Genomic DNA, 19,027 nt, shown 5'->3' on the forward strand with positions numbered 1-19,027 from the left:
CCTCGGACGCGATGTCGCGCACATCGCCGTCACGGCGCGCGGATCTCATCCTCACGGCTCGAGCCGGCGCGACCTGAGGATGACCCCGGCCACGTCCGGCGGGGGACGTCGCGGGTGACGGCGGCGGCTACGGTGGCCGCGTGGATCCCCTCTCCCGGCTGGCACACGTCCCGGCCCGTCCCCCACGGTCGGACTACTGGCTCGCCGCGCTTCTCGGCGTGTGGGCGCTGGTGGAGGCGGTCGCTCTGCCCGGCCCCGGCCCTGTCGCGGTACGGGTGCTGTTCGCCCTGGTGGTGTCGGCACCCCTGGTGCTGCGCCGCGGGTTTCCGGTGCCGGCTCTGCTCGCGATCGCGGCCGCGCTGGTGGTGCGGGCGTACTTCGCGACCACGTTGGAGCCCGGGGCCACGCCGTTCCCGGCGCTGCTCGTCGCCACGTTCTCGTGCGGCCTGTACGCGCGACCGGCCTGGCTGGCATGGGGCAGTGCCCCGGTCGGAGCGGGCGCGATCGTCGCGGCCACCTATCTCGACTACTACACCGGCACCCCCGGGCCCGGTGACTACGCCCTGCTGTCGTTCTTCTGCTTCGGTAGCTGGGCCGGGGGGCGGGTCATCCGGATGCGGGTGGCGCAGGCCGAGGAGGCGGCCCGCAGGAAGGACGAGGACGCCGCCCGGTCCGTCGCCGAGGCCGCCGCCACCGAACGGGCACGCATCGCCAGGGAACTGCACGATGTCGTCGCGCATTCGCTCTCGATCATCGCCATGCAGGCGGGTGCGGCCGAACGCCTCGTCCACACCCGCCCCCAGGCCGCCGAGGAGCATGCCCGTACGGTCCGGCGCAGCGCCCGCGAAGCGTTGATGGAAATGCGTCGTCTGCTCGACGTCCTGCACGAGACGGCCGAGTACCATCCGGTGCCCGGCCTGTCGGATCTCACCACGTTGATCGACGAGGCGCGCGAGTCAGGCACCGGTGTGGAGTTCGTCGAAGTCGGCGAACGCCCCTCGCTCGCCCCGGGTTTGGAGCTGTCGATCTACCGCGTCGTACAGGAAGCCCTGACGAACGCCCGGCGTCATGGTCGGACGGGACAGGCCCGGGTGACCATCGCCTATTCGGACCCGGACACCAGGGTCACCGTGTCCAACCCGGATCCGTCCCGGGGATCGATCCCGTTCCGTGCCGGCAGAGGACTCACCGGAATGCGCGAGCGCGTCGGGCTGCACGGCGGATCACTCGACATCCTGCAGGACGACGCCGCGTTCACCGTGACCGCACGGTTCCCCGCCGAGGAGCGCCCGCTATGACCCGCACGACGATCACCCTGCTGATCGCGGACGATCACCCTCTCGCCAGGAGCGGGCTCGCGGCGATCCTCGCGGAGGAGCCGGACATCGAGATCGTCGGGCAGGCGTCCGACGGCGACGAGGCGGTACTCCTCGCCCAGCGGCTCCACCCGGACGTGGTCTTCATGGACGTGCGCATGCCCGGCGTCAACGGAGTCGAGGCGACCCGGCGCATTCTCGCGACGACCGAACACACCCGCGTGGTCATGCTGACCACCTTCGACCTCGACGAGCACGTCTACGACGCCCTGCGGGCCGGCTCCGCCGGGTTCCTGCTCAAGGACACCCCACCGGACCAACTATGCGACGCCGTACGGCGATGCGCGGCGGGCGAGACGATGCTCTCACCGCCGGTGCTCGCACGCATGGTCGACAAGCTCGTGGCCCTTCAACCGGCGCGACACAGACCCGACTCCCGCCTGGCCGACCTCACCGGAAGGGAGACCGAGGTGCTCACCCACCTCGCCCGAGGCATGTCGAACGCCGAGATAGGGCAGGCGCTGTTCCTCAGCGAGGCCACGGTCAAGACCCATGTGGGACGGGTCCTGACCAAGCTGGGCCTGCGGGACCGTGTCCAGGCCGTGGTCTTCGCGTACGAATCCGGCCTGGCCACTCCCGGGTCGCGTCACTCCGACACCGATCTGGGATAGCCCGTACCGGCGCCGGGACCGCCATGCGTCACCGGGCCAGGTCGCAGGCGTGCGGTCTCCGAGCCGTGCCGGTTTGACTTCGAGCGCACTCTAAGGGCGACCCTGGAGACATGACGATCCAGGAGGCCGCACGCAGGTCGGGGCTGAGCGCGCACACGCTGCGCTACTACGAGCGGATCGGGCTCATCCACACCGTCGGCAGGAACGGCAGCGGGCACCGCGACTACGACGAGCAGGACCTCGAGTGGCTCGCCTTCCTCACCAGGTTGCGCTCCACCGGCATGCCGATCGCCGACATGTGCCGCTATGCCCAGTTGCTCCGCGCGGGCGCGCACACCGCCGAGGAGCGCCGCCGCATGCTGGAACGGCACCGCGAGAAGGTCGCGGCCAGGATCGCCGAACTCACCCAGGACCTGTCGGCCCTGGACTACAAGATCACGATTTACCGGGAGACAGCATGATCAAGCGGACCCTCGGAAAGGGCGGCCTGGAGGTCTCGGCACTTGGCCTCGGCTGCATGGGCATGTCGGAGTTCTACGGCCCGGCCGACGAGAAGGAGTCGATCGCCGTCATCCACCGGGCGCTCGACCTGGGCATGAACTTCCTGGACACAGCCGACATGTACGGCACCGGACACAACGAGGACCTCGTCGGCCGGGCGGTCGGGGACCGCAGGGACGAGGTCGTGCTGGCCACCAAGTTCGGCGTCAGGCGTGACGGAAACGTCCGCTCCATCGACAACACACCCGAGTACATCAGGGCCGCGTGCGACGCCTCCCTCCGGCGGCTCGGCGTCGACCACATCGACCTGTACTACATGCACCGCCGCAACCCCGACGTGCCCGTCGAGGAGTCCGTCGGCGCCATGTCCGAGCTCGTACGACAGGGCAAGGTCAGGCACCTCGGCCTGTCCGAGGTGAACGCGGAGACGCTGCGCAGGGCGAACGGCGTCCACCCGATCGCCGCCCTGCAGAGCGAGTACTCCCTGTTCACCCGGGGTTTGGAGGAGGAGATCCTGCCCACCGCGCGCGAGTTGGGCGTCGGGCTCGTGGCCTACTCCCCGATCAGCCGCGGCATCCTCACCGGCACCGTCCCTCCTGCCGATCAGCTTCCCGACGACGACTTCCGCAAGTGGGCACCGCGTAACCAGGGCGAGAACGCCGCGCACAACGCCGCCCTGGTCGCCGAGGTCCGGAAGATCGCCGAGGCGGCCGGGATCACCCCGGCGCAGTTGTCCCTGGCGTGGCTGCTCGCGCAGGGTGACGACATCGTGCCGATCCCGGGCACCAAGCGGCTCCGCTATCTGGAGGAGAACGCCGCGGCCGCCGGCATCACGCTGACGCCGGACCAGCTCGCCGCGCTGGAGTCGGCCGTACCCGCCGACGCGGTGCGCGGCGCGCGCTACGCGGACATGAGCACCCTCGAGGCCTGAGCGCGCACCGGTGCCCGGACAACCGGGCACCGGGGCCGATCCCCAGGCATCCTCGCTGATCGGCGCCTTCCCAGCACTGGCGCACGACACCGCACGCGGCGATTTCACGGCGGATGATCGAACCGGCCGCGGAAACCCCCTCGCCCCCGCGGACCTCTGACCGTCGCACCACATGATGCCCACGGCGCCGAGCAGGCCTGTCACCGCATGAGCGCGCCCGCCCACAGCGCCAAGGCGTCGGTGAGACCGGCGACGTCGGCGGAGGAACCGGCCCAGCCGACATAGCCGTCGGGCCGTACCAGCACCGCGTCCGCACCGAGCTCGCCCTTCACGTGCGCCCGGCCGATCCTGACCGACCACGGCTCGGCGGCCTCGGCGAACACCGCCTCGTCGGCCGTGGTCAGCAGCAGGCCGCGGCCGTCGCGCAGCAGCCGCGCCACACGGTCGGGCCCGTACGGCGTCACCAGGTCGAGGTCGGGGACGTGGCGCCCCAGCAGGGGATGGCAGCGGCCGGGCAGATCGTAGCGGATGTCCAGCCCCGAGATCATCCCGGCGACGATCCGGTTGGCCTCCGGGACCCGCAGAAGCTCGTCGACGATGTCGCGCAGGGCGAGGTTCTCCTCGTCGTGGACGAGGAGGACGGCCTGGGCGCGGGTGTTGGCGAGGACACGCGCGGCGACCGGGTGACGCTCGGCGTGGTAGGTGTCGAGCAGGCCCTCGTGCGCCCACCCACCGATCTCGGCCGCGAGTTTCCACCCCAGATTGAACGCGTCCTGCAGGCCGAGGTTGAGGCCCTGCCCGCCCATGGGCGAGTGGATGTGCGCGGCGTCTCCCGCGAGCAGGACCCGCCCGTGGCGGTACCGCTCGACCTGCCGCGAGGCGTCGGTGAACCGGGAGGCCCACCGGATGCCGGTGAGCCGTACCCCCGGACCGAACGTGTTGCGCAGGGCCCGGCCCACCTCCTCCTCGGTGATCGGGGTGTACCGGGAGAGGCCCTGCTGCTCCGGCCCGTAGAACAGGAACCGGTGGACACCGTCGCCGATGGGGGCGATGTAGCCCTTGCCGGCCCTGTCGGGTGTCATGACGGGCAGGTTCCAGGTCTCCGACACGGCCCCGTCCGGGTCGGAGATCGTGATGTCGCAGACCACTGAGGAGAGCTTCCCGTCCAGACCGGGAAAGCCGATGCCGAGCAGCTCGCGGACGGTGCTGCGCCCGCCGTCGCAGCCCACCAGGAACCGGGCCGAGAGCGGCGACTCGCCCCCGGGGCCGAGCAGGGTCGCCTCGACCCCGTCGGGATCCTGCGACAGTGCGGTCACCTCGTGCCCGCGCAGGACCTGGACGCCCAGCTCGCCGAGCCGTTCCTCGAGCAGCGCCTCGACGCGCCCCTGGGGGATGCCGATCATGTACGGGTGCCGGGTGTCCCAGGCGGTGAAGTCCAGCCGCAACCCGGCGAAGTGCCCGCCGGGCACCCGCTGGACGGCCCGGTCCATGAGCGGTTCCAGGAGGCCGCGCAGTTCGAGCGCCTCCGCGGAGCGGGGCTGGATGCCGAGCGCCTTGGACTGTCCGCTGCGCCGCGCCAGCCGTTCGACGACCACGGCGCGCACTCCGGCGAGGCCGAGCTCGGCGGCGAGCAGGAGCCCGGTCGGTCCGGCTCCGACAACGATCACATCGACGTTCATCACGGATGCTCCGTTCGACAGGGGCGGGCGGTGAAGCCGCCGGCCGCTGCGCAGACGGTAGATCCGGGGGTGCCGGTTTCCGCAACGATACCCGCCTACGATGGACCGGTGACCCGGCCGCTGGATCCCGACATGTTCGCGGGATGTGCCCCTGTCAGACCGCCGATCCAGATCGGCGGCAAGTGGACCGTGAAGATCATCGCCTGTCTCGCCGGAGGCCCCCGGCGCTTCTCGGAGCTCCTGGTGCCGCTGCGGGACATCACGCCGAAGACGCTGACCGCGTCGCTGCGCTCGATGGAGCGCGACGGCCTGGTCTCCCGCACCGCCTACGCCGAGAACCCGCCTCGCGTGGAGTACGCGCTCACCTCCCTCGGCCGTACGCTGTTCGACCCCCTGGCCGCCGCCTGCGCCTGGACCAGCGCGCACCTGCCCGAGCTGCTCGCCGCGCGCGCGGCCCACGACGCCGGCCCATGACGAGGATTCCGGTCCGCGACGCCGGGCGACGTGCGACGATGGGCTGAAGATCCGCACCATGCCGGGGAGGTTGACCACCTGTGGCGCGACCGCACACCTACGAGACGATCGTGACCTGGACCGGCGATCGCGGCACCGGCACCAGCGGCCCCCGCGACTACAGCCCCGACGTCGAGATCGCGGCCGACGGCCCGGGCGTCATCACGGGCAGCTCCGACCCCGTGTTCGGCGGCGACCCGGCCCGGTGGAACCCCGAACAGCTCCTCGTCGCGTCGTTGTCGCAGTGCCACATGCTGTGGTACCTGTCCCTGTGCGCCCGCGCGGGTGTCGTCGTCACCGCCTACCTCGATCGGGCGACCGGCAGCATGGCCACCCATGCCGACGGGGGACGCTTCATCGAGGTCGTGTTGCGCCCGCAGGTCACGGTGACCGATTCCGCGATGACCGACGAGGCCGTCCGGCTGCACGACGAAGCCCACCGAAACTGCTACATCGCCAAATCGGTCGCCTTTCCGGTCCGGTGCGAGCCGGTCGTCAGCGCCGCCGCGCTGATGATCTGACCGGCGCGACACCCGTCAGATCATCAGCTCGGAGTGGCCGGGCGAGGCCGGCGCGGCGACCTCCCCGGCGACCAGCTCCCGCAGCACGTCGGTGACCGCCCGGGGGTGGTCCTCGAAGTAGAAGTGACCGCCCGGTGACCAGTGCCGACGCACCGGCTGTACGGTCTCCGCCTCCCACGGACCGAGACCGGCCGCCCCGATGTGCGGGTCGTCGAGCCCGTTGACCAGCGAGATGCCCACCGGCAGCGGGGCGGCGGGCCGGTAGCGGTACCGCGCCACCAACCGGAAGTCGGCCTGCACCACCGGCAGCAGCAGGTGGTGCAGCTCCTCGTTGGCCAGGATCTCCGGCGGGAGACCGCCGAAGAATCCGACGGCCTCGGCGAACGCGCGCCCCTCCAGCGCGGCGGCCTCGACGACCCGGGCCGACGGCAGCAGGGACGGCGCCGACGCCCCGGACGCGACCAGATGCCGCAGCTCGGCCGCCCCGGCCAGGCGCCGGGCCACCTCGAAGGCCACCAGCGCGCCCAGGCTGTGACCGAAGAGGACGAACGGCCGCCCCGCGCTCGCCTCGACGATCGCCGCCGCGGCGCCGTCGGCGTACTCGCCGATGCCGGCGGGCAGCGGCTCCTCGAACCGGTGCGCGCGGCCCGGCATGACCACGCCGGTGACCTGCGCCGTCCCGTCCAGCTCCGCCTGCCAGCGCAGGAACGTCCGGACGTTGCCGCCCGCGTGGGCGAAGCAGTAGACGCGGGGCAGGTCACCCGCACCTTCGCGATCGGCGACGAACCAGCTTTCACGGTGACCGGCGAGCACTTCATCCTCCCAGGACGTCGACGGGGCGCCCCCACTCCGCCTCGGCGGCGCGGACGAGCCGGGCGATCTCGGTGACCGCCGGGGGGCGCAGGCAGGCGTGGTGCCCCGCCTCGGTGTACAGGGTGCGCACCCGGCCGCGGAACATCCCCGCCCATTCGGGCACCGAGTCGGGGGTGCCGGCCGCGCCGACCAGGACGGCGTCGGCGCCGACCGACGCGGCCGGCTGGTAGCCCGCGAGCGCGGAGATGTGCGCGACGAAGACGGCGTACCGGCGGTCGAGCTCCTCGCGCACCACGGCGCGGTCGTCGCCGTCCGCGGTGAGGGCGTCGGCGAGCCGGTCGAGCTGCACCTCGACCGGCTCGCCGGGGTCCGCGGCCGCCCCGCGGCCGGACGGCATGACCTCGGCGGCGAACAGCGCGGCGAGGCCCTCCTCGTGCTCGGCGTACGACGGGACGGTGCGATAGGGGGCGTCGATGAGCACCACCAGCCCGACGTCCGCGCCGTCGTCTTCGAGCCTCCGGGCGGTCTCGAACGCCAGGACACCGCCCATCGACCATCCGATGAGCCGGTACGGCCCGGCCGGCTGGGCCGCCCGTACGGCATCGGCGTACCGGCCCGCCATCTCGGCCAGCGACGTCCCGGGCCGGGTGCCCGGCCGCAGCCCGGCCGCCTCCAGACCGTAGAGGCGGAACGCGGTGGCGAGCTCGCGGGCGAGGGCGGCGTACTCGAACACCGACCCGCCGACGGCGTGCAGCAGGAACGCCGGCGTCGTCCCGCTCGTGGCGAGATCCACGACTGGGCCCGCGGCCGAGCCCACAGCCGGGCCCGCGGCCGGCGATGCGGGCCCGTTCCGGCGGCCCTGGCGCAGCCGGGCGGCCAGGGCGGCGCGTTGCGCGTCGGTCAACATTCGGACTCCTCTCCCCCGCCCGCGTCCCGGCTACTCCAGCCCCTCCAGGCCGGCCAGCCCGTCCTCGCCCAGTTCGACGTCCTCGAGGCCGAACTTGTCCCGCAGCAGCACGGTCAGCTGGCCCGGGGTCGGGGCGAGGAAGATGGCGGTGACGTCGGCGTCCACCGCCAGCTCGGTGCGCAGTTTGGCGATCAGGCGCATCGCCTGCAGCGAGTTGCCGCCGAGGTCGAAGAAGCTGTCCTCGACGCTGACCTGCTCGACCTTGAGCAGCGTGGCGTACATGTCGGCGACCACGGTCTCGATGAGCGTGCGCGGGGCGACGAAGGCGGCGGCCGTTCCGGCGGCGTCGGGCTCGGGCAGCGCGGCACGGTCGACCTTGCCGCTGGCGTTGAGCGGGAACTCCTCCAGCATCATGATGTGCGCCGGCACCATGTAGGCGGGCAGCCGCTGGGACAGGTGCTGGCGCAGGTCGGCCACGCTCACCCCGGCTCCGTCCGGCTCGAGCCGGGCATACCCGACGAGCTGCTTGTCACCGGCGGGGTCGTCGCGGACCACCACCACGGCCTGCGCCACCGCCTCGTGCGCCGCCATCGCCGTCTCGATCTCGCCGAGCTCGACCCGCAGGCCGCGGATCTTGACCTGCCCGTCGATGCGGCCCAGGAACACGATGTTGCCGTCGGGGCGCCGCCGTACCAGGTCGCCGGTCTTGTACATCCGGGCGCCGGGCGCTCCCGCGAACGGGTCCTCGACGAACTTCTCGGCGGTCAGCTCCGGACGGTTGAGGTAGCCGCGCGCCACCCCGGGGCCGCCGAGGTGCAGCTCCCCCGCGACGCCGACCGGCACCGGGTTCAGGTGCGCGTCGAGGACGTAGGCCAGGTAGTTCGGCTTGGGCATGCCGATCGGCGGCGGCGAGATGTCGTCCGGCCGCAGCTCCATCATGGTGGCGCCGATGGTGACCTCGGTCGGGCCGTACCCGTTGCACATGCGCAGTCCGGGCCGCAGCCACTTGCGTACGAGCTCGGAGGAGAGCTCCTCGCCCGCCGAGATCAGCACCCGCTGGTCGGGGAACTCCTCGCCGGTCAGCAGGTTGAGCACCGCCGGCGGGAGACAGGCGAACGTCACCCGGTGCCGGCGCATCAGCTCGGCCAGCCGGGGCGGGGACAGCAGGGTCTGCCGGTCCCCGAACACGGCCGCACCGCCGGAGCAGACCGCGAGGAACATGTCCATCGCGGACACGTCGAAGTTGAGCGACGCGAACTGCAGGAACCGGTCGTGTTCGGTCAGCGGCCAGTGCACCACCATACCCTGCACGAAGTTGACCACGTTGCGGTGCTCGACGACGACCCCCTTCGGGCGGCCGGTGGAGCCCGACGTGTAGATCGCGTACGCCGCGTTGGACGGCTGGACGGGCACGCCGAGGCCGGCCGCGCCGTCCGCCGCACCGTCGTCGGTGTCGGCGTCGGCCGCGAGCGACCAGTCCCGCTCCGGCACGACGGCCGTGGCGCCCAGCGCGCGCATGGGCTCCTCACCGTCGGCGTCGGCGAGCACCACGGTGACCGCCGCGTCCTCGAGCATGAAGCGCAGCCGGTCCTGCGGATACTCGGGGTCGAGCGGAACGTAGGCGCCGCCTGACTTGAGGATGCCGAGAATGCCCACGAGCCGTTCCAGCGACGGCCGCATGTGCACACCGACCAGCGTCTCCGGCCCCACACCGAGCCCGCGCAGGTGCCGGGCGGCCCGGTTGGCGCGGGCGTTCAGCTCGGCGTAGCTCAGCACCTCGTCGCCCATGATGGCGGCCGGCGCGTCGGGCACCCGGGCGGCCTGCGCCTCGAACAGCTCGTGCAGGCACATCGTCGGGAACTCCATCGTGTTGGAGTTCCACTCGACCAGCTCGCGGTGCAGGTCCTCCTCGGTCATGACGGGGAGCTGCGACAGCCGCCGCGCCGGATCGGCGACCACGCCGGCCATCAGCACCCGGAGCGACTCCAGCAGGCGGTGCACGGTCGCCGCCTCGAACAGCGCGGTCGCGTACGCGATCTCCACGACGAGGTCGTCGTGCGCCTGCATGAAGAAGTTGAGGTCGAACTTGGCCGTCGGTGCGTCGACCGCCTCCGGCCGCATCACGGCTCCGCCGGCCGTGATCGGCCCGTCGGGGTCCTCCCCGATGGTGAAGCCGATCTGGAACAGCGGCGCCCGGCTGGCGTCCCGCTCCACCTTGAGCGCCTCGACCAGTTTGGGGAACGGCAGGTCCTGGTGCGCGTACGCGGCGAGCGTCGTCTCCTTGACCCGGGCCAGCAGTTCGAGGAAGGTCGGGTCGCCGGACACGTCGGTGCGGATCGGCAGCGTGTTCACCAGGTAGCCGATCAGCGGCGCGAGCTCCGGCCGGCCCCGGTTGGCGCTCGCCGTACCGACGACGATGTCGTCCTGGCCGCTGTAGCGGTGCAGCAGCACCTGGAGCAGGGTCAGCAGCGTGACGAACATGGTCGTGCCCTCGCCGCGGGCCAGCGCGCGCAGCCCGTCCAGGACGTCGGCGCCCATCGGCAGCCGGGCCACGTCGCCGTCGAACGACTGGAGCACCGGCCGGGGCCGGTCGGTGGGCATCTGCACCGACCCGACGCCGCGCAGGTTCTCGCTCCAGTAGGAGACCAGCTCGTCGATGCCGCCCTCCAGCCGGTCGCGCTCCCAGATCGCGTAGTCGGCGAACTGGATCGGCATCTCCGGCAGGTCGGCCGGCCGGCCGGCCACCTCCGCGTCGTAGCACTCGGCGAGCTCACGGAAGAACACCGCGAACGACCAGCCGTCGAACACGCTGTGGTGGACATTGATCAGCAGGGCGTGCTCCCGCTCGTCCAGCCTGACCAGCCGGATCCGGAACAGCGGCCCCTTGGCCAGGTCGAACGGCAGCAGCCCGTAGGAGACCGCCTCCTTGGCGAAGCGCGCCTCGCGCTCGGCGGGAGCCGCCCCGGACAGGTCGAGCACCGTCCACACCGTCGGTTCCGGCGGGTCGACGACCTGAACCGGCCGCCCCTCGGTGGAGATCAGGCGGGTGCGCAACGTCTCGTGCCGGGCGACCACCGCGTCGACGGCCCGGCCGAGCGCGTCGGCGTCGAGGGGGCCGGTGATCCGGAGGCTGCCGGCGATGTTGTACGTCGGCAGGCCGGGGGCGAACTGGTCGATGAACCAGAGCTGCTCCTGGCCGTACGACAGCGGCAGTTCGGTGAGGTCGGGGCTGCGCCGCGGAATGGCCGTGGCGCCGCGTCCTTTGCGCAGCCGGGCGGCCAGCGCGGCTCTCTGGGTCTCGCTCAACATCGCAACCTCCTGGAGGGTGGGATAGGTCAGGCGGACGCGGTGTCCGGCTCGGTCTCAGGTCGGGGCTCGGTGAACACCGCGATGTCGTCCACCGGGCCGGTGGGCATCTCGGGCAACCGGAACACGGGTGAGAAGAACGTCCACACGATCGGCGTGGTCAGCAGCAACACCGTGATCACCATGGCGGGGCGCAGGCCGAGGTACTGGCCGAGCGCGCCGCCGAGCAGCGCCCCGAGCGGGATGGTGCCGAACAGGACCATCCGGTAGCTGGCGTTCATCCGGCCGAGCAGCCGGTTCGGGGTCACCACCTGGCGCAGCGTCACCGTGTTGACGTTGTAGATCACGAGCATGTAGCCGGCGAGCGCGTGCGCCACGGTGAGGACCGCGACGGACGGGATGCCGTCTCCCCGGGCGGTGAGGATCAGCAGCGGGGCCAGAGCGGCGGTGAACGTCGCGGCCCGCAGGGTACGGCCGAGGCCGAGCGATTTGGTCACCCGGTTGGCCGTCAGCGCGCCGAACAACGAGCCGAAGGCCCCGATGCCGAGCACCAGGCCCAGTTGTTTGGCGCTGAGCCCGACGGTCCGCACCGCGTACACCACGAAGACGGTGAACATCGCGTTCTGCGCGAGGTTGAAGGTGGCCGACTGGGTGAGCAGGTTGCGCAGCACCGCGCTGCCGTACACGGCCCGCAGGCCCTCGGCGATCCGGTCGCGCAGGGTCACGTGCTCGGCCGGCGGCTCGGGCTCGGGCTCGGTGACCCGCATCGAGCGGATCATCACGACCGAGAACAGGTACGAGACGGCGTTGACCGTCAGCGTCACCGGCGCGGTGAGCAGGCCGACGAGGAGGCCGCCCAGGCTGGGCCCGGCGATCATCGCGAGCGAGAAGGAGGTCTGCAGCCGGCCGTTGGCGTCGGCGAGTTGCGAGCGGTCGACCACGCTGGGCACGAACGACAACGACCCGACGTCGAAGATGACGGTGAGCGTGCCGATCGCGACGGCGACGACGCAGAGCAGCCAGATCGACAGGAAGCCCGAGAGCGCGGCGATCGGCACCAGGGCGATGAACAGCGCACGGCCCAGGTTGCTCGCGATCAGCACCGGCCGGCGCCGGCGCCGGTCCAGCCAGACACCCGCGAACAGCGACACCACGACGATGGGCCCGTACCGCATCGCGTTGACGACGCCGACCTCGAAGGCCGAGGCGCTGAGGCTGAGCACGGCCACCAGCGGCAGCGCGAAGCGTGTCAGCTCCGCGCCCATCAGCGAGACCGTCTCGCCGATCCAGAACTTCAGGAACTCCGGGTTGCGTAACGCGCCTGGAGTCTTCACCACCTCGGACATGCGGCCCTCCGGTGCCGTTGTGTCGGTAATCGGTACGGTCGGGACCCGGGGTGGGTCACAGGACCGGGATCCTGGCGTTGGCCAGCGGCAGATAGCTCACCGGCCGCCTCAGCGAGGCCGGGTCGAAGCCCTGCGCGAGCAGTTCGGCGACCACGGCCGCGGCGATCGCGACGGCCACCTCCTCACCCGGGCAGCGGTGCGTGGCCGCACCGAATGTGAAGATCGCCGCGTCGGAGCGGTCCGCGTGGAACTCGTCGGGTTCGGCGTTCGCCGCCGGGTCGCGGTTGGCGGCGGCCAGCACCACGAGCACCGCGGCGCCCTCCGGCACGGCGGCGCCGGCCACGGTGACCGGCGCCGCGGCGAACCTCCGGGTGTTCTGCACGGGGGCGTCGAACCGGGCCACCTCGCGGGCGAACGCCCGCCAGCGCCCGGGCTCGCGCGGGGCCTCGGCGACGCCCGTCGCCAGGGCGACCAGCATGTTGCCGATCAGGCCGGCGGTCGCGTCGTAGGTCTGTGACAGCAGGCCGACGCCGTTGGCCAGCAGCGGCGCGACGCCCTCGTGGGCGGTGGCCGGCGATCCGTCGCGGCGGGCGGCGCGAACCAGCTCGCCCAGCACTCCGGTCCCGTGCTCGTCCAGGTACGGCGTGAGCAGGCCCTGCAGCACGGCGGCGGCCCGGGCGGCGGCCGCCTGCTGTTCCGGGGTGGCCGACGCCGGAATGCACTGCACGAAGTCGGCGATGAGCCGGCCGGCCTCGTCGGCCGCCTCGTCGTCCAGCCCGCACAGGGCGGCGACGACCCGCGCCGGCACCGAGAACATCAGGTCGCGCAGCGGCGGCGGGCCGGAGTGCTTGAGCGCGCGGGACGTGCGCTCGGCGGCCAGCGCGGTGATCTCCTCGGTGCGCGGGTGGCCGAGCGCCGCGCGTACGGCCCGCTTGTGCCGCTGCTGCACCGGCCCGTCGGTCATCCGGACGAGGTGCCCGAACACGTCCCCCGCCGGGGTGCCGGCGATGCCCGCGGGCACCGGCTCGGCCGGCGGGCGGACCCGCAGTCCCGGCTCGCCGAGGACGGCGGTGACCGCCTCGGCGCTCGCGGCGACCCACATGCGCAGCCCGTCGTCCCAGCCGAACGGCCGGTTCCGGACGAGGTCGGCGTACCAGGGGTAGGGGTCCGCGGCGGTCACCGCGGTGATCGGGGTGAGCTCGGACGGGCTCGTCATTGTCGCTCCTTCAGCGGTCTCGGACGTGGCTCGCGTCGTCGGCGAACAGGTCGTGGCTCTTCTCCGCCCGCCGGACGTCCAGTGAGCCGGCGATGACGGAGCGCTGCACCTCCGACGTGCCCTCGTAGATTCGCAGAGACCTGATCTGCCGGTAGAGGCGTTCCGGCAAACTGCCGGCCACCAGGCCGGCCGCGCCGTGCATCTGCACGCAGGCGTCGACGATCTCCTGCGCGACCTCGGTCGCGTAGAGCTTGGCGATGCTGGAGTGCCGTGGGTAGCGGCGGTTGCCCTGGTCGGCCTCCCAGGCGGCGCGCGCGACGAGCAGCGCCGCGGCGTTCAGCTTCACCTCGATGTCGGCGAGCGCCGCCCGCGTGGTGGCCAGGTCGAGCAGCGGTCCGCCGTAGATGCGCCGCCGCCGGGCGTGCGCGAGTGCCGCGTCGGCGGCCCGGCGGGCGAAGCCGAGCGCGGCGGCGCCCACGGTCATGCGGAACCGGTCGAGCACCTCCATCGCCAGGGGGAAGCCGCCGCCCGCCCGGCCGAGCAGCGCGTCGGCGGGCAGCCGGACGCCGTCGAAGCGCAGGTGGGCGAACGCCCGCGGCGCGGTCACCGCGACCGGTTCCACCGTGAACCCCGGGGTGCCGGCCGGCACGAGCAGGGCGCTGAGGCCGAGCGACCCGGCCCCCTCGCCGGTACGCGCGATCACGCAGTAGACGTCGGCGGTGCCGCCGCCCGCGATCCACGCCTTGACACCGTGCAGCGTGTAGCCGTCGCCGTCCCGCTCGGCGGTGGTGGTGATCGCGGCGACGTCGGAGCCGGCCTGCGGCTCGGAGACCGCGAACGCGGCCTGCAGCGTGCCGGCGGCGAGGCCCGGCAGGTAGCGCCGCCGCTGCGCGGCCGTGCCGTACCGCAGGATCGGGGTGGCGGCCAGCGCCTGGATCGCCAGCGCGAAGTCGGCCAGGTCGCCCGCGTAGGCCAGCACCTCCCGGGCGACGCACAGGCTGCGCAGGTCGCCGTCGCCCGCGTGCTCGGCGCCGGATCCGGCGCCGGGATCGGAGCCGGGGTCGAGGAACGCCAGCAGCCCCGCCTCCCCGAGGCCGCGCAGGATGCGGCGGCCGCCCTCGTCCGGGGCGTCCTCGGCGTGCCGGAGCAGCTCGGCGTGGTCCAGGCACCAGCCGGTGACGCGCGCGGCGAGCTCGGCGTGCCGCGGCTCGAAGAAGGGAAGGGCGAGGACCGCCGGGTCGGGGCCGCCGAGCCGGGGCGGCGCCGTGGTCGCGTCGATCGTCATCAGATCAGCAGCTCGGCGGTGCGGGGCGTGGTGGCCTCGCGAACGAGCGCGTGCTCGACGAAGTACGCGAAGGAGGCGTAGCCGCGCCAGATCCGCCGCCATTCCTCCTGCACGACGTGGTCGCCGACGGTGCGGCTCACCTCGTCCAGGTACGCGACGATGATCTCGGCCGACTGCCGGGCGTGGCCGCTGGAGAAGTTGTCGATGGACAGGTGGGCCTCCTCGTAGATCGGGTCGAAGCCGTGGTGCCGGAGTTTCTGCGCCTCGTGCAGCCGCATCTCGCCCAGCCCGAACATCTCGATGCCGAGGTTGTAGCCGAGGATCTCGTTGTAGAAGGTGTCCGGGAACAGCGCCAGGCAGATCTGGTGGATGGAGAACCCGTAGAGGTGGTCGGGCAGCTCGTCCTGGTCGAGGAAGGCGTCCTCGCGTATGTGCGGCACCTGGATGTCCATGCTGTGCAGCACCTGGTGGATCAGCGTGATGTGGTTCTTCCGCAGGTCGCCGCGGCCCATCTCATCGGCGTAGATCGCGGCGAGCATGCCGTCGCTGGTCCGCCGGTACCGGCCGACGTTGCCGATCCGGTGCGCCCAGGTGCCGTCGATCAGACTGCCGAGCGCGAACGTCTTCTGGACGAAGACGACCTCGTCCCGGTCCGGGATCTCGGTCAGCGGACGGTAGGGGTCGACCAGCTTGTCCCAGTAGATGCGGTCGACCCGGTCCAGCAGGGACTGCGGCGTGTAGTCGAGCCAGCTCGCGTCCGTGTACCGGCCGGCGGCGCCGCGGTCGAACAGCACCTCCGCCGCGTCCAGGTTCGCCAGGGCCTTGGCCCGTGCGATCGGCAGCGTGTTGGGGAACGCCTCGATGTTGACCAGCCGGTGGAACAGCTCCCGGTCGTCCGCCGGCCGCGCCTCGGCGAACCTGACGCCCGCCGGCTCGCTCGCGGCGACCGCCGCCGCCCAGCGCGCCGCCGCCGCCTCGCCGCACCTGTCGGCGGGGATCTCCACGTCGGGCAGGTCGCCGGCCGCCGCCCGGTCCGCCCACTCGGCGAACACCGCCGCCTCGCGCTCGTCGAACACGCCGAACATCGGCCCGCCGAACTTGATCGCCCGCAGGAAGCGGCCGTCGCCGCCGTGAATCCGCTTGAGCTGGCGGGAGTCGCGGAAGGTGCGGACGAACGCGGCCACGTCGAAGCCGGGGTCGTCGAACACCTCGGTCAGCCGCCGTCCGGCCACCCGTACGTCGCGATGCTGGCGCCCGGCGAACGCCCGGTGCCGTTCGATGATCGCGGCGACCCTCGCCTCCAGCGGCAGGTCCGCCTCCCGCCGGGCGACCTCGCCAAGCAGGTCGACCTGCTCCCGCTCCAGGGTCATCGCGAGCTCGACGGCGGCCAGCAGCCGGCGCCGGTCCGCCTGCCCGGTGGGCGAGCCGCGGGTCAGTTCGACGTACTCGGCCAGCCCGGCGCGCAGCTCCGCCTCGTCCAGCGGGGCGGGCAGGCCCAGCAGCGCCTCGTCGACGCCCAGGGCGTGGCACACGTAGTGCACCGCGACGACCTCGGGCAGGAAGCTCGCCGGCAGCCGCGACAGGCTCAGGTAGAACAGCGCGTGCAGCGCGGTGAGCGGCCGGGTCCCCGCCTTGGCCGCGAAGTCCTCGGCGCCGACGTCCGGCAGATGGACGCCGGCCTGCTCCAGCGCCCTGCGGCGCAGGTGATGCACGCCCTTCCGCGGGTCGCCCTCGCCCTGCAGCCGGAAGTGTTGCGCGAACAGCCGGTTCACCGCCACGGCGGGCTGGGTGGCCGGCTGCGACACGACGTCGAGCCAGCAGCCGCCGATGAGCGCCACCGCCGCGCGTTCCCGGAGTACGGCGGCGGTGGCCTCGGCGGGAGTGCCCGGCAGCGCGGCCAGCTTCCGCACCAGGTCGGCCCGCAGCCCGAGAACCCGGCCGGCGACGTCGTCGGCGAGCCCGTCGGTGAGCCCGTCGACGGGATCGCCGACGGGGGCGTCGTGGGCGGCCGCCGCGCGGAATCCTTCGATGACGTGGCGTGCCACCAGCAGCACGACCTGCGACTCCTGGTCGTGCAGCAGGCGGGTGAGGATGTGCGCCGGCGGCGCGGCGAGCAGGTCGCGGGCGCCCTGGCGCACGTCCGGGTCGAACTCGGCCCTGGCGACCGGCAGCGACGTCATCCGATCCGGAAGTTCGAAGCCTGGCACTGTTACCTCCCCAGAGTCGTGGCGGCCGCTACCGGACGGCGCGCAGCAGGATGCCGTGCCGCACACCGGGCACGCTGACGGCGAGGATGAACGCCGCGTCGGCGGCGACCCGCCCTTCGGCCGCCCGGTCGACCAGATTGATCAACGGGTCCGCCGCGAAACAGTGGCCGACCCGGGCGACGTTGCGGGTGTCGAGCTGGCCGGCGGAGAAGCCCGCCATGTGCTCCTTCATGGTCAGGATCGGTATGTACAGGTTCGCGTGCAGCAGGGCGTCGACGTCGCCGAGCGTCAGCCCGCCGGGCTTGAGCAGCGCCTCGTTGACCCTGCGCGACAGGTCCGAGCTGATCTCGTGCGACCAGTCGAGGTCCGCGTTGTCCTGCGCCGAGGCGCACGAGACGATCTCGTAGTACGGCGAGCCGTACGGGTCGGCCCCCACCAGGCAGCTCGCCGCGCCGTCGCTGAACAGCGCGAACCGCTCCACCCGCTCCGCCTCGTCCTCGACGCGGTCGGTCGTGATGACCAGCACGGTGCGCCGGCGCCCGCCGGCCACCAGGGCGGCGGCCAGGTCGACGCCGGCCAGCAGGTTGGTGCATCGGTTGAGCGTGAGCCCGGTGAACGCCGCCTCGCGCAGCCCGATCCCCTCGGTGATCTCCGCCACGAACCGCCCGTGCGTGGCGGGGCCGCCCGGGAACCGCGTCGAGCACAGCACGAGCGCGGACACCGCCGCCGGGTCGAGACCGGCCTCCGCCAGGGTGGCCCGGCCGGTCTCGACGGCCAGCTCGGCGAGGCTCCGGTCGGTGCGCCGCACCTTGCCCCAGCCCCACAGGCCCGGCGACATCTGCATCCGGTACGCCCGCGCCCGCTCCGCCAGGCCGGGAAGCTCGGCGTGGTCGACCTCGGTCTCGCCGAGGACGTAGCGCGGCGCGCTCAGGAACACCGGCGGCGCGATCATCCGTCGTCCTCCGTCCACAGCGCGTTCGCCTCGGCGTAGCCGAGCACCCCTCGGGAGAAACCGAACGTGCCGTGCTCGGCGAGCTCTCGCGCCGCGGCGACCGCGGCGCTGACCGCGACCCGCGCCAGCGAGGACCCGAGGCTGATGCGCCGGGCGCCCGCGGCGGCGAGCTGGGCGACGGTCACCCCGGACGAGCTGCCGGCGAGCACGTTGACCGGCCTGCCGACCGCGGCGCAGACGGCCCGGATCGCGTCGAGGTCGGGCAGGCCCGGGGCGTAGAGCACGTCCGCGCCGGCCGCCTCGTACGCCTTCAGCCGGGCGATCGTGTCATCCAGGTCGGGCCGTCCGTAGAGGAAGTTCTCCGCACGGGCGGTGAGTGTGAAGCGGAACGGCAGCGCCCGCGCGGCCTCCACCGCGGCCTCGACCCGGCGTACCGCCTCGTCCAGCTCGGCGACGGGCCGGGACGGATCCCCGGTGGCGTCCTCGATCGAGCCGCCCACGGCGCCGGCCTCGGCCGCGAGGCGGATCGTGTCGGCCACGTCCTCGGGGCCGGCCCCGAACCCGCTCTCCAGGTCGGCCGACACCGGCAGGTGCGTGGCCGAGGCGATGGCGCCGATGTTGGCCAGCGTCTCCTCACGCGTGACCTCGTTGGCGCCGTCCGGCCGGCCGAGGACGAGGGCGAGGCCGCAGCTCGTGGTGGCCAGCGCGGAGAATCCCATCCGGGTGAACAGTCGCGCGGTGCCGGCGTCCCACGGGTTCGGGATGACGAACGCCGGGCCTTCGTGCAGTGAGGCGAACGCCTCGGCGCGGCGGCGCTGGTCGACGTGGTCCAGGGTCATCGGGTCTTCCCTTCTCGTAGCGAT

16 protein-coding genes are annotated in these 19,027 nt (G+C 72.9%); 6 read left to right on the forward strand and 10 right to left on the reverse strand.

The annotated features are described in order from the left end of the window. The first annotated feature begins 140 nt into the window (after window positions 1-140). The 4 genes from AWQ70_RS28275 to AWQ70_RS28290 all read left to right on the forward strand — a co-directional run bounded on the left by AWQ70_RS28275 (window position 141) and on the right by AWQ70_RS28290 (window position 3,419). On the forward strand, window positions 141-1,298 hold the full coding sequence (locus AWQ70_RS28275) for a sensor histidine kinase (protein WP_067182401.1): 1,158 nt from the start codon (window positions 141-143) through the stop codon (window positions 1,296-1,298). Further along, window positions 1,295-1,987, forward strand: coding sequence for a response regulator (locus AWQ70_RS28280; RefSeq protein WP_067182405.1), 693 nt, complete (start codon window positions 1,295-1,297; stop codon window positions 1,985-1,987). Before AWQ70_RS28275 ends, AWQ70_RS28280 begins: the two co-directional genes overlap by 4 nt. Window positions 1,988-2,097: 110 nt before the next feature. Next, on the forward strand, window positions 2,098-2,448 hold the full coding sequence (locus AWQ70_RS28285; protein WP_067182408.1) for a MerR family transcriptional regulator: 351 nt from the start codon (window positions 2,098-2,100) through the stop codon (window positions 2,446-2,448). Next, the gene (locus tag AWQ70_RS28290; protein WP_067182411.1) at window positions 2,445-3,419 is read left to right on the forward strand and encodes an aldo/keto reductase; all 975 of its coding nucleotides are present in this window, start codon (window positions 2,445-2,447) and stop codon (window positions 3,417-3,419) included. The genes AWQ70_RS28285 and AWQ70_RS28290 overlap by 4 nt, the downstream gene beginning before the upstream one ends. Window positions 3,420-3,619: 200 nt before the next feature. Here AWQ70_RS28290 and AWQ70_RS28295 read toward each other — a convergent pair whose 3' ends face one another. Then, entirely contained in the window at window positions 3,620-5,098 is a 1,479-nt protein-coding gene (locus AWQ70_RS28295; RefSeq protein WP_067182414.1) for an FAD-dependent monooxygenase, read from the reverse strand. 108 nt (window positions 5,099-5,206) lie between these two features. Here AWQ70_RS28295 and AWQ70_RS28300 point away from each other — a divergent pair, with 108 nt between their 5' ends. Next, window positions 5,207-5,572, forward strand: coding sequence for a winged helix-turn-helix transcriptional regulator (locus AWQ70_RS28300; protein WP_245647182.1), 366 nt, complete (start codon window positions 5,207-5,209; stop codon window positions 5,570-5,572). Window positions 5,573-5,652: 80 nt separating this feature from the next. After that, the gene (locus AWQ70_RS28305) at window positions 5,653-6,132 is read left to right on the forward strand and encodes an OsmC family protein (RefSeq protein ID WP_067182418.1); all 480 of its coding nucleotides are present in this window, start codon (window positions 5,653-5,655) and stop codon (window positions 6,130-6,132) included. A 15-nt stretch (window positions 6,133-6,147) separates the two neighbouring features. Here the strand turns inward: AWQ70_RS28305 and AWQ70_RS28310 are convergent, their stop codons facing one another. The 9 genes from AWQ70_RS28310 to AWQ70_RS28350 are packed head-to-tail and all read right to left on the reverse strand — an operon-like array spanning window position 6,148 to window position 19,003. Next, window positions 6,148-6,945 (reverse strand): thioesterase II family protein, encoded by a 798-nt coding sequence (locus AWQ70_RS28310; RefSeq protein WP_067182421.1) that lies wholly within the window; start codon window positions 6,943-6,945, stop codon window positions 6,148-6,150. Between the two features lies 1 nt (window position 6,946). Continuing rightward, on the reverse strand, window positions 6,947-7,852 hold the full coding sequence (locus AWQ70_RS28315; RefSeq protein ID WP_067182424.1) for an alpha/beta fold hydrolase: 906 nt from the start codon (window positions 7,850-7,852) through the stop codon (window positions 6,947-6,949). 30 nt (window positions 7,853-7,882) lie between these two features. Further along, the gene (locus tag AWQ70_RS28320; RefSeq protein WP_067182427.1) at window positions 7,883-11,161 is read right to left on the reverse strand and encodes a non-ribosomal peptide synthetase; all 3,279 of its coding nucleotides are present in this window, start codon (window positions 11,159-11,161) and stop codon (window positions 7,883-7,885) included. A 26-nt stretch (window positions 11,162-11,187) separates the two neighbouring features. After that, entirely contained in the window at window positions 11,188-12,504 is a 1,317-nt protein-coding gene (locus tag AWQ70_RS28325) for an MFS transporter (RefSeq protein ID WP_067182430.1), read from the reverse strand. A gap of 55 nt (window positions 12,505-12,559) precedes the next feature. Beyond that, window positions 12,560-13,720 carry a cytochrome P450 gene (locus AWQ70_RS28330; RefSeq protein ID WP_067182433.1) on the reverse strand — a complete coding sequence of 387 codons (1,161 nt, stop codon included), beginning with the start codon at window positions 13,718-13,720 and terminating at the stop codon, window positions 12,560-12,562. Between the two features lie 10 nt (window positions 13,721-13,730). Next, a complete protein-coding gene (locus AWQ70_RS28335; protein ID WP_067182437.1) occupies window positions 13,731-15,005 on the reverse strand; it encodes an acyl-CoA dehydrogenase family protein in 1,275 nt (424 codons plus the stop codon). Then, window positions 15,005-17,212: an iron-containing redox enzyme family protein gene (locus tag AWQ70_RS28340; RefSeq protein WP_067182440.1), complete on the reverse strand. Its 2,208-nt coding sequence runs from the start codon at window positions 17,210-17,212 to the stop codon at window positions 15,005-15,007. Before AWQ70_RS28340 ends, AWQ70_RS28335 begins: the two co-directional genes overlap by 1 nt. A gap of 28 nt (window positions 17,213-17,240) precedes the next feature. Next, window positions 17,241-18,164 carry a beta-ketoacyl-[acyl-carrier-protein] synthase family protein gene (locus AWQ70_RS28345; protein ID WP_067182443.1) on the reverse strand — a complete coding sequence of 308 codons (924 nt, stop codon included), beginning with the start codon at window positions 18,162-18,164 and terminating at the stop codon, window positions 17,241-17,243. Continuing rightward, window positions 18,161-19,003, reverse strand: a complete 843-nt coding sequence (locus AWQ70_RS28350; protein WP_067182445.1) for an isocitrate lyase/PEP mutase family protein — start codon at window positions 19,001-19,003, stop codon at window positions 18,161-18,163. The genes AWQ70_RS28345 and AWQ70_RS28350 overlap by 4 nt, the downstream gene beginning before the upstream one ends. Between the last annotated feature and the right edge of the window lie 24 nt (window positions 19,004-19,027).

Source organism: Microtetraspora niveoalba (assembly GCF_001570405.1).
Classification (GTDB): domain Bacteria; phylum Actinomycetota; class Actinomycetes; order Streptosporangiales; family Streptosporangiaceae; genus Microtetraspora; species Microtetraspora niveoalba.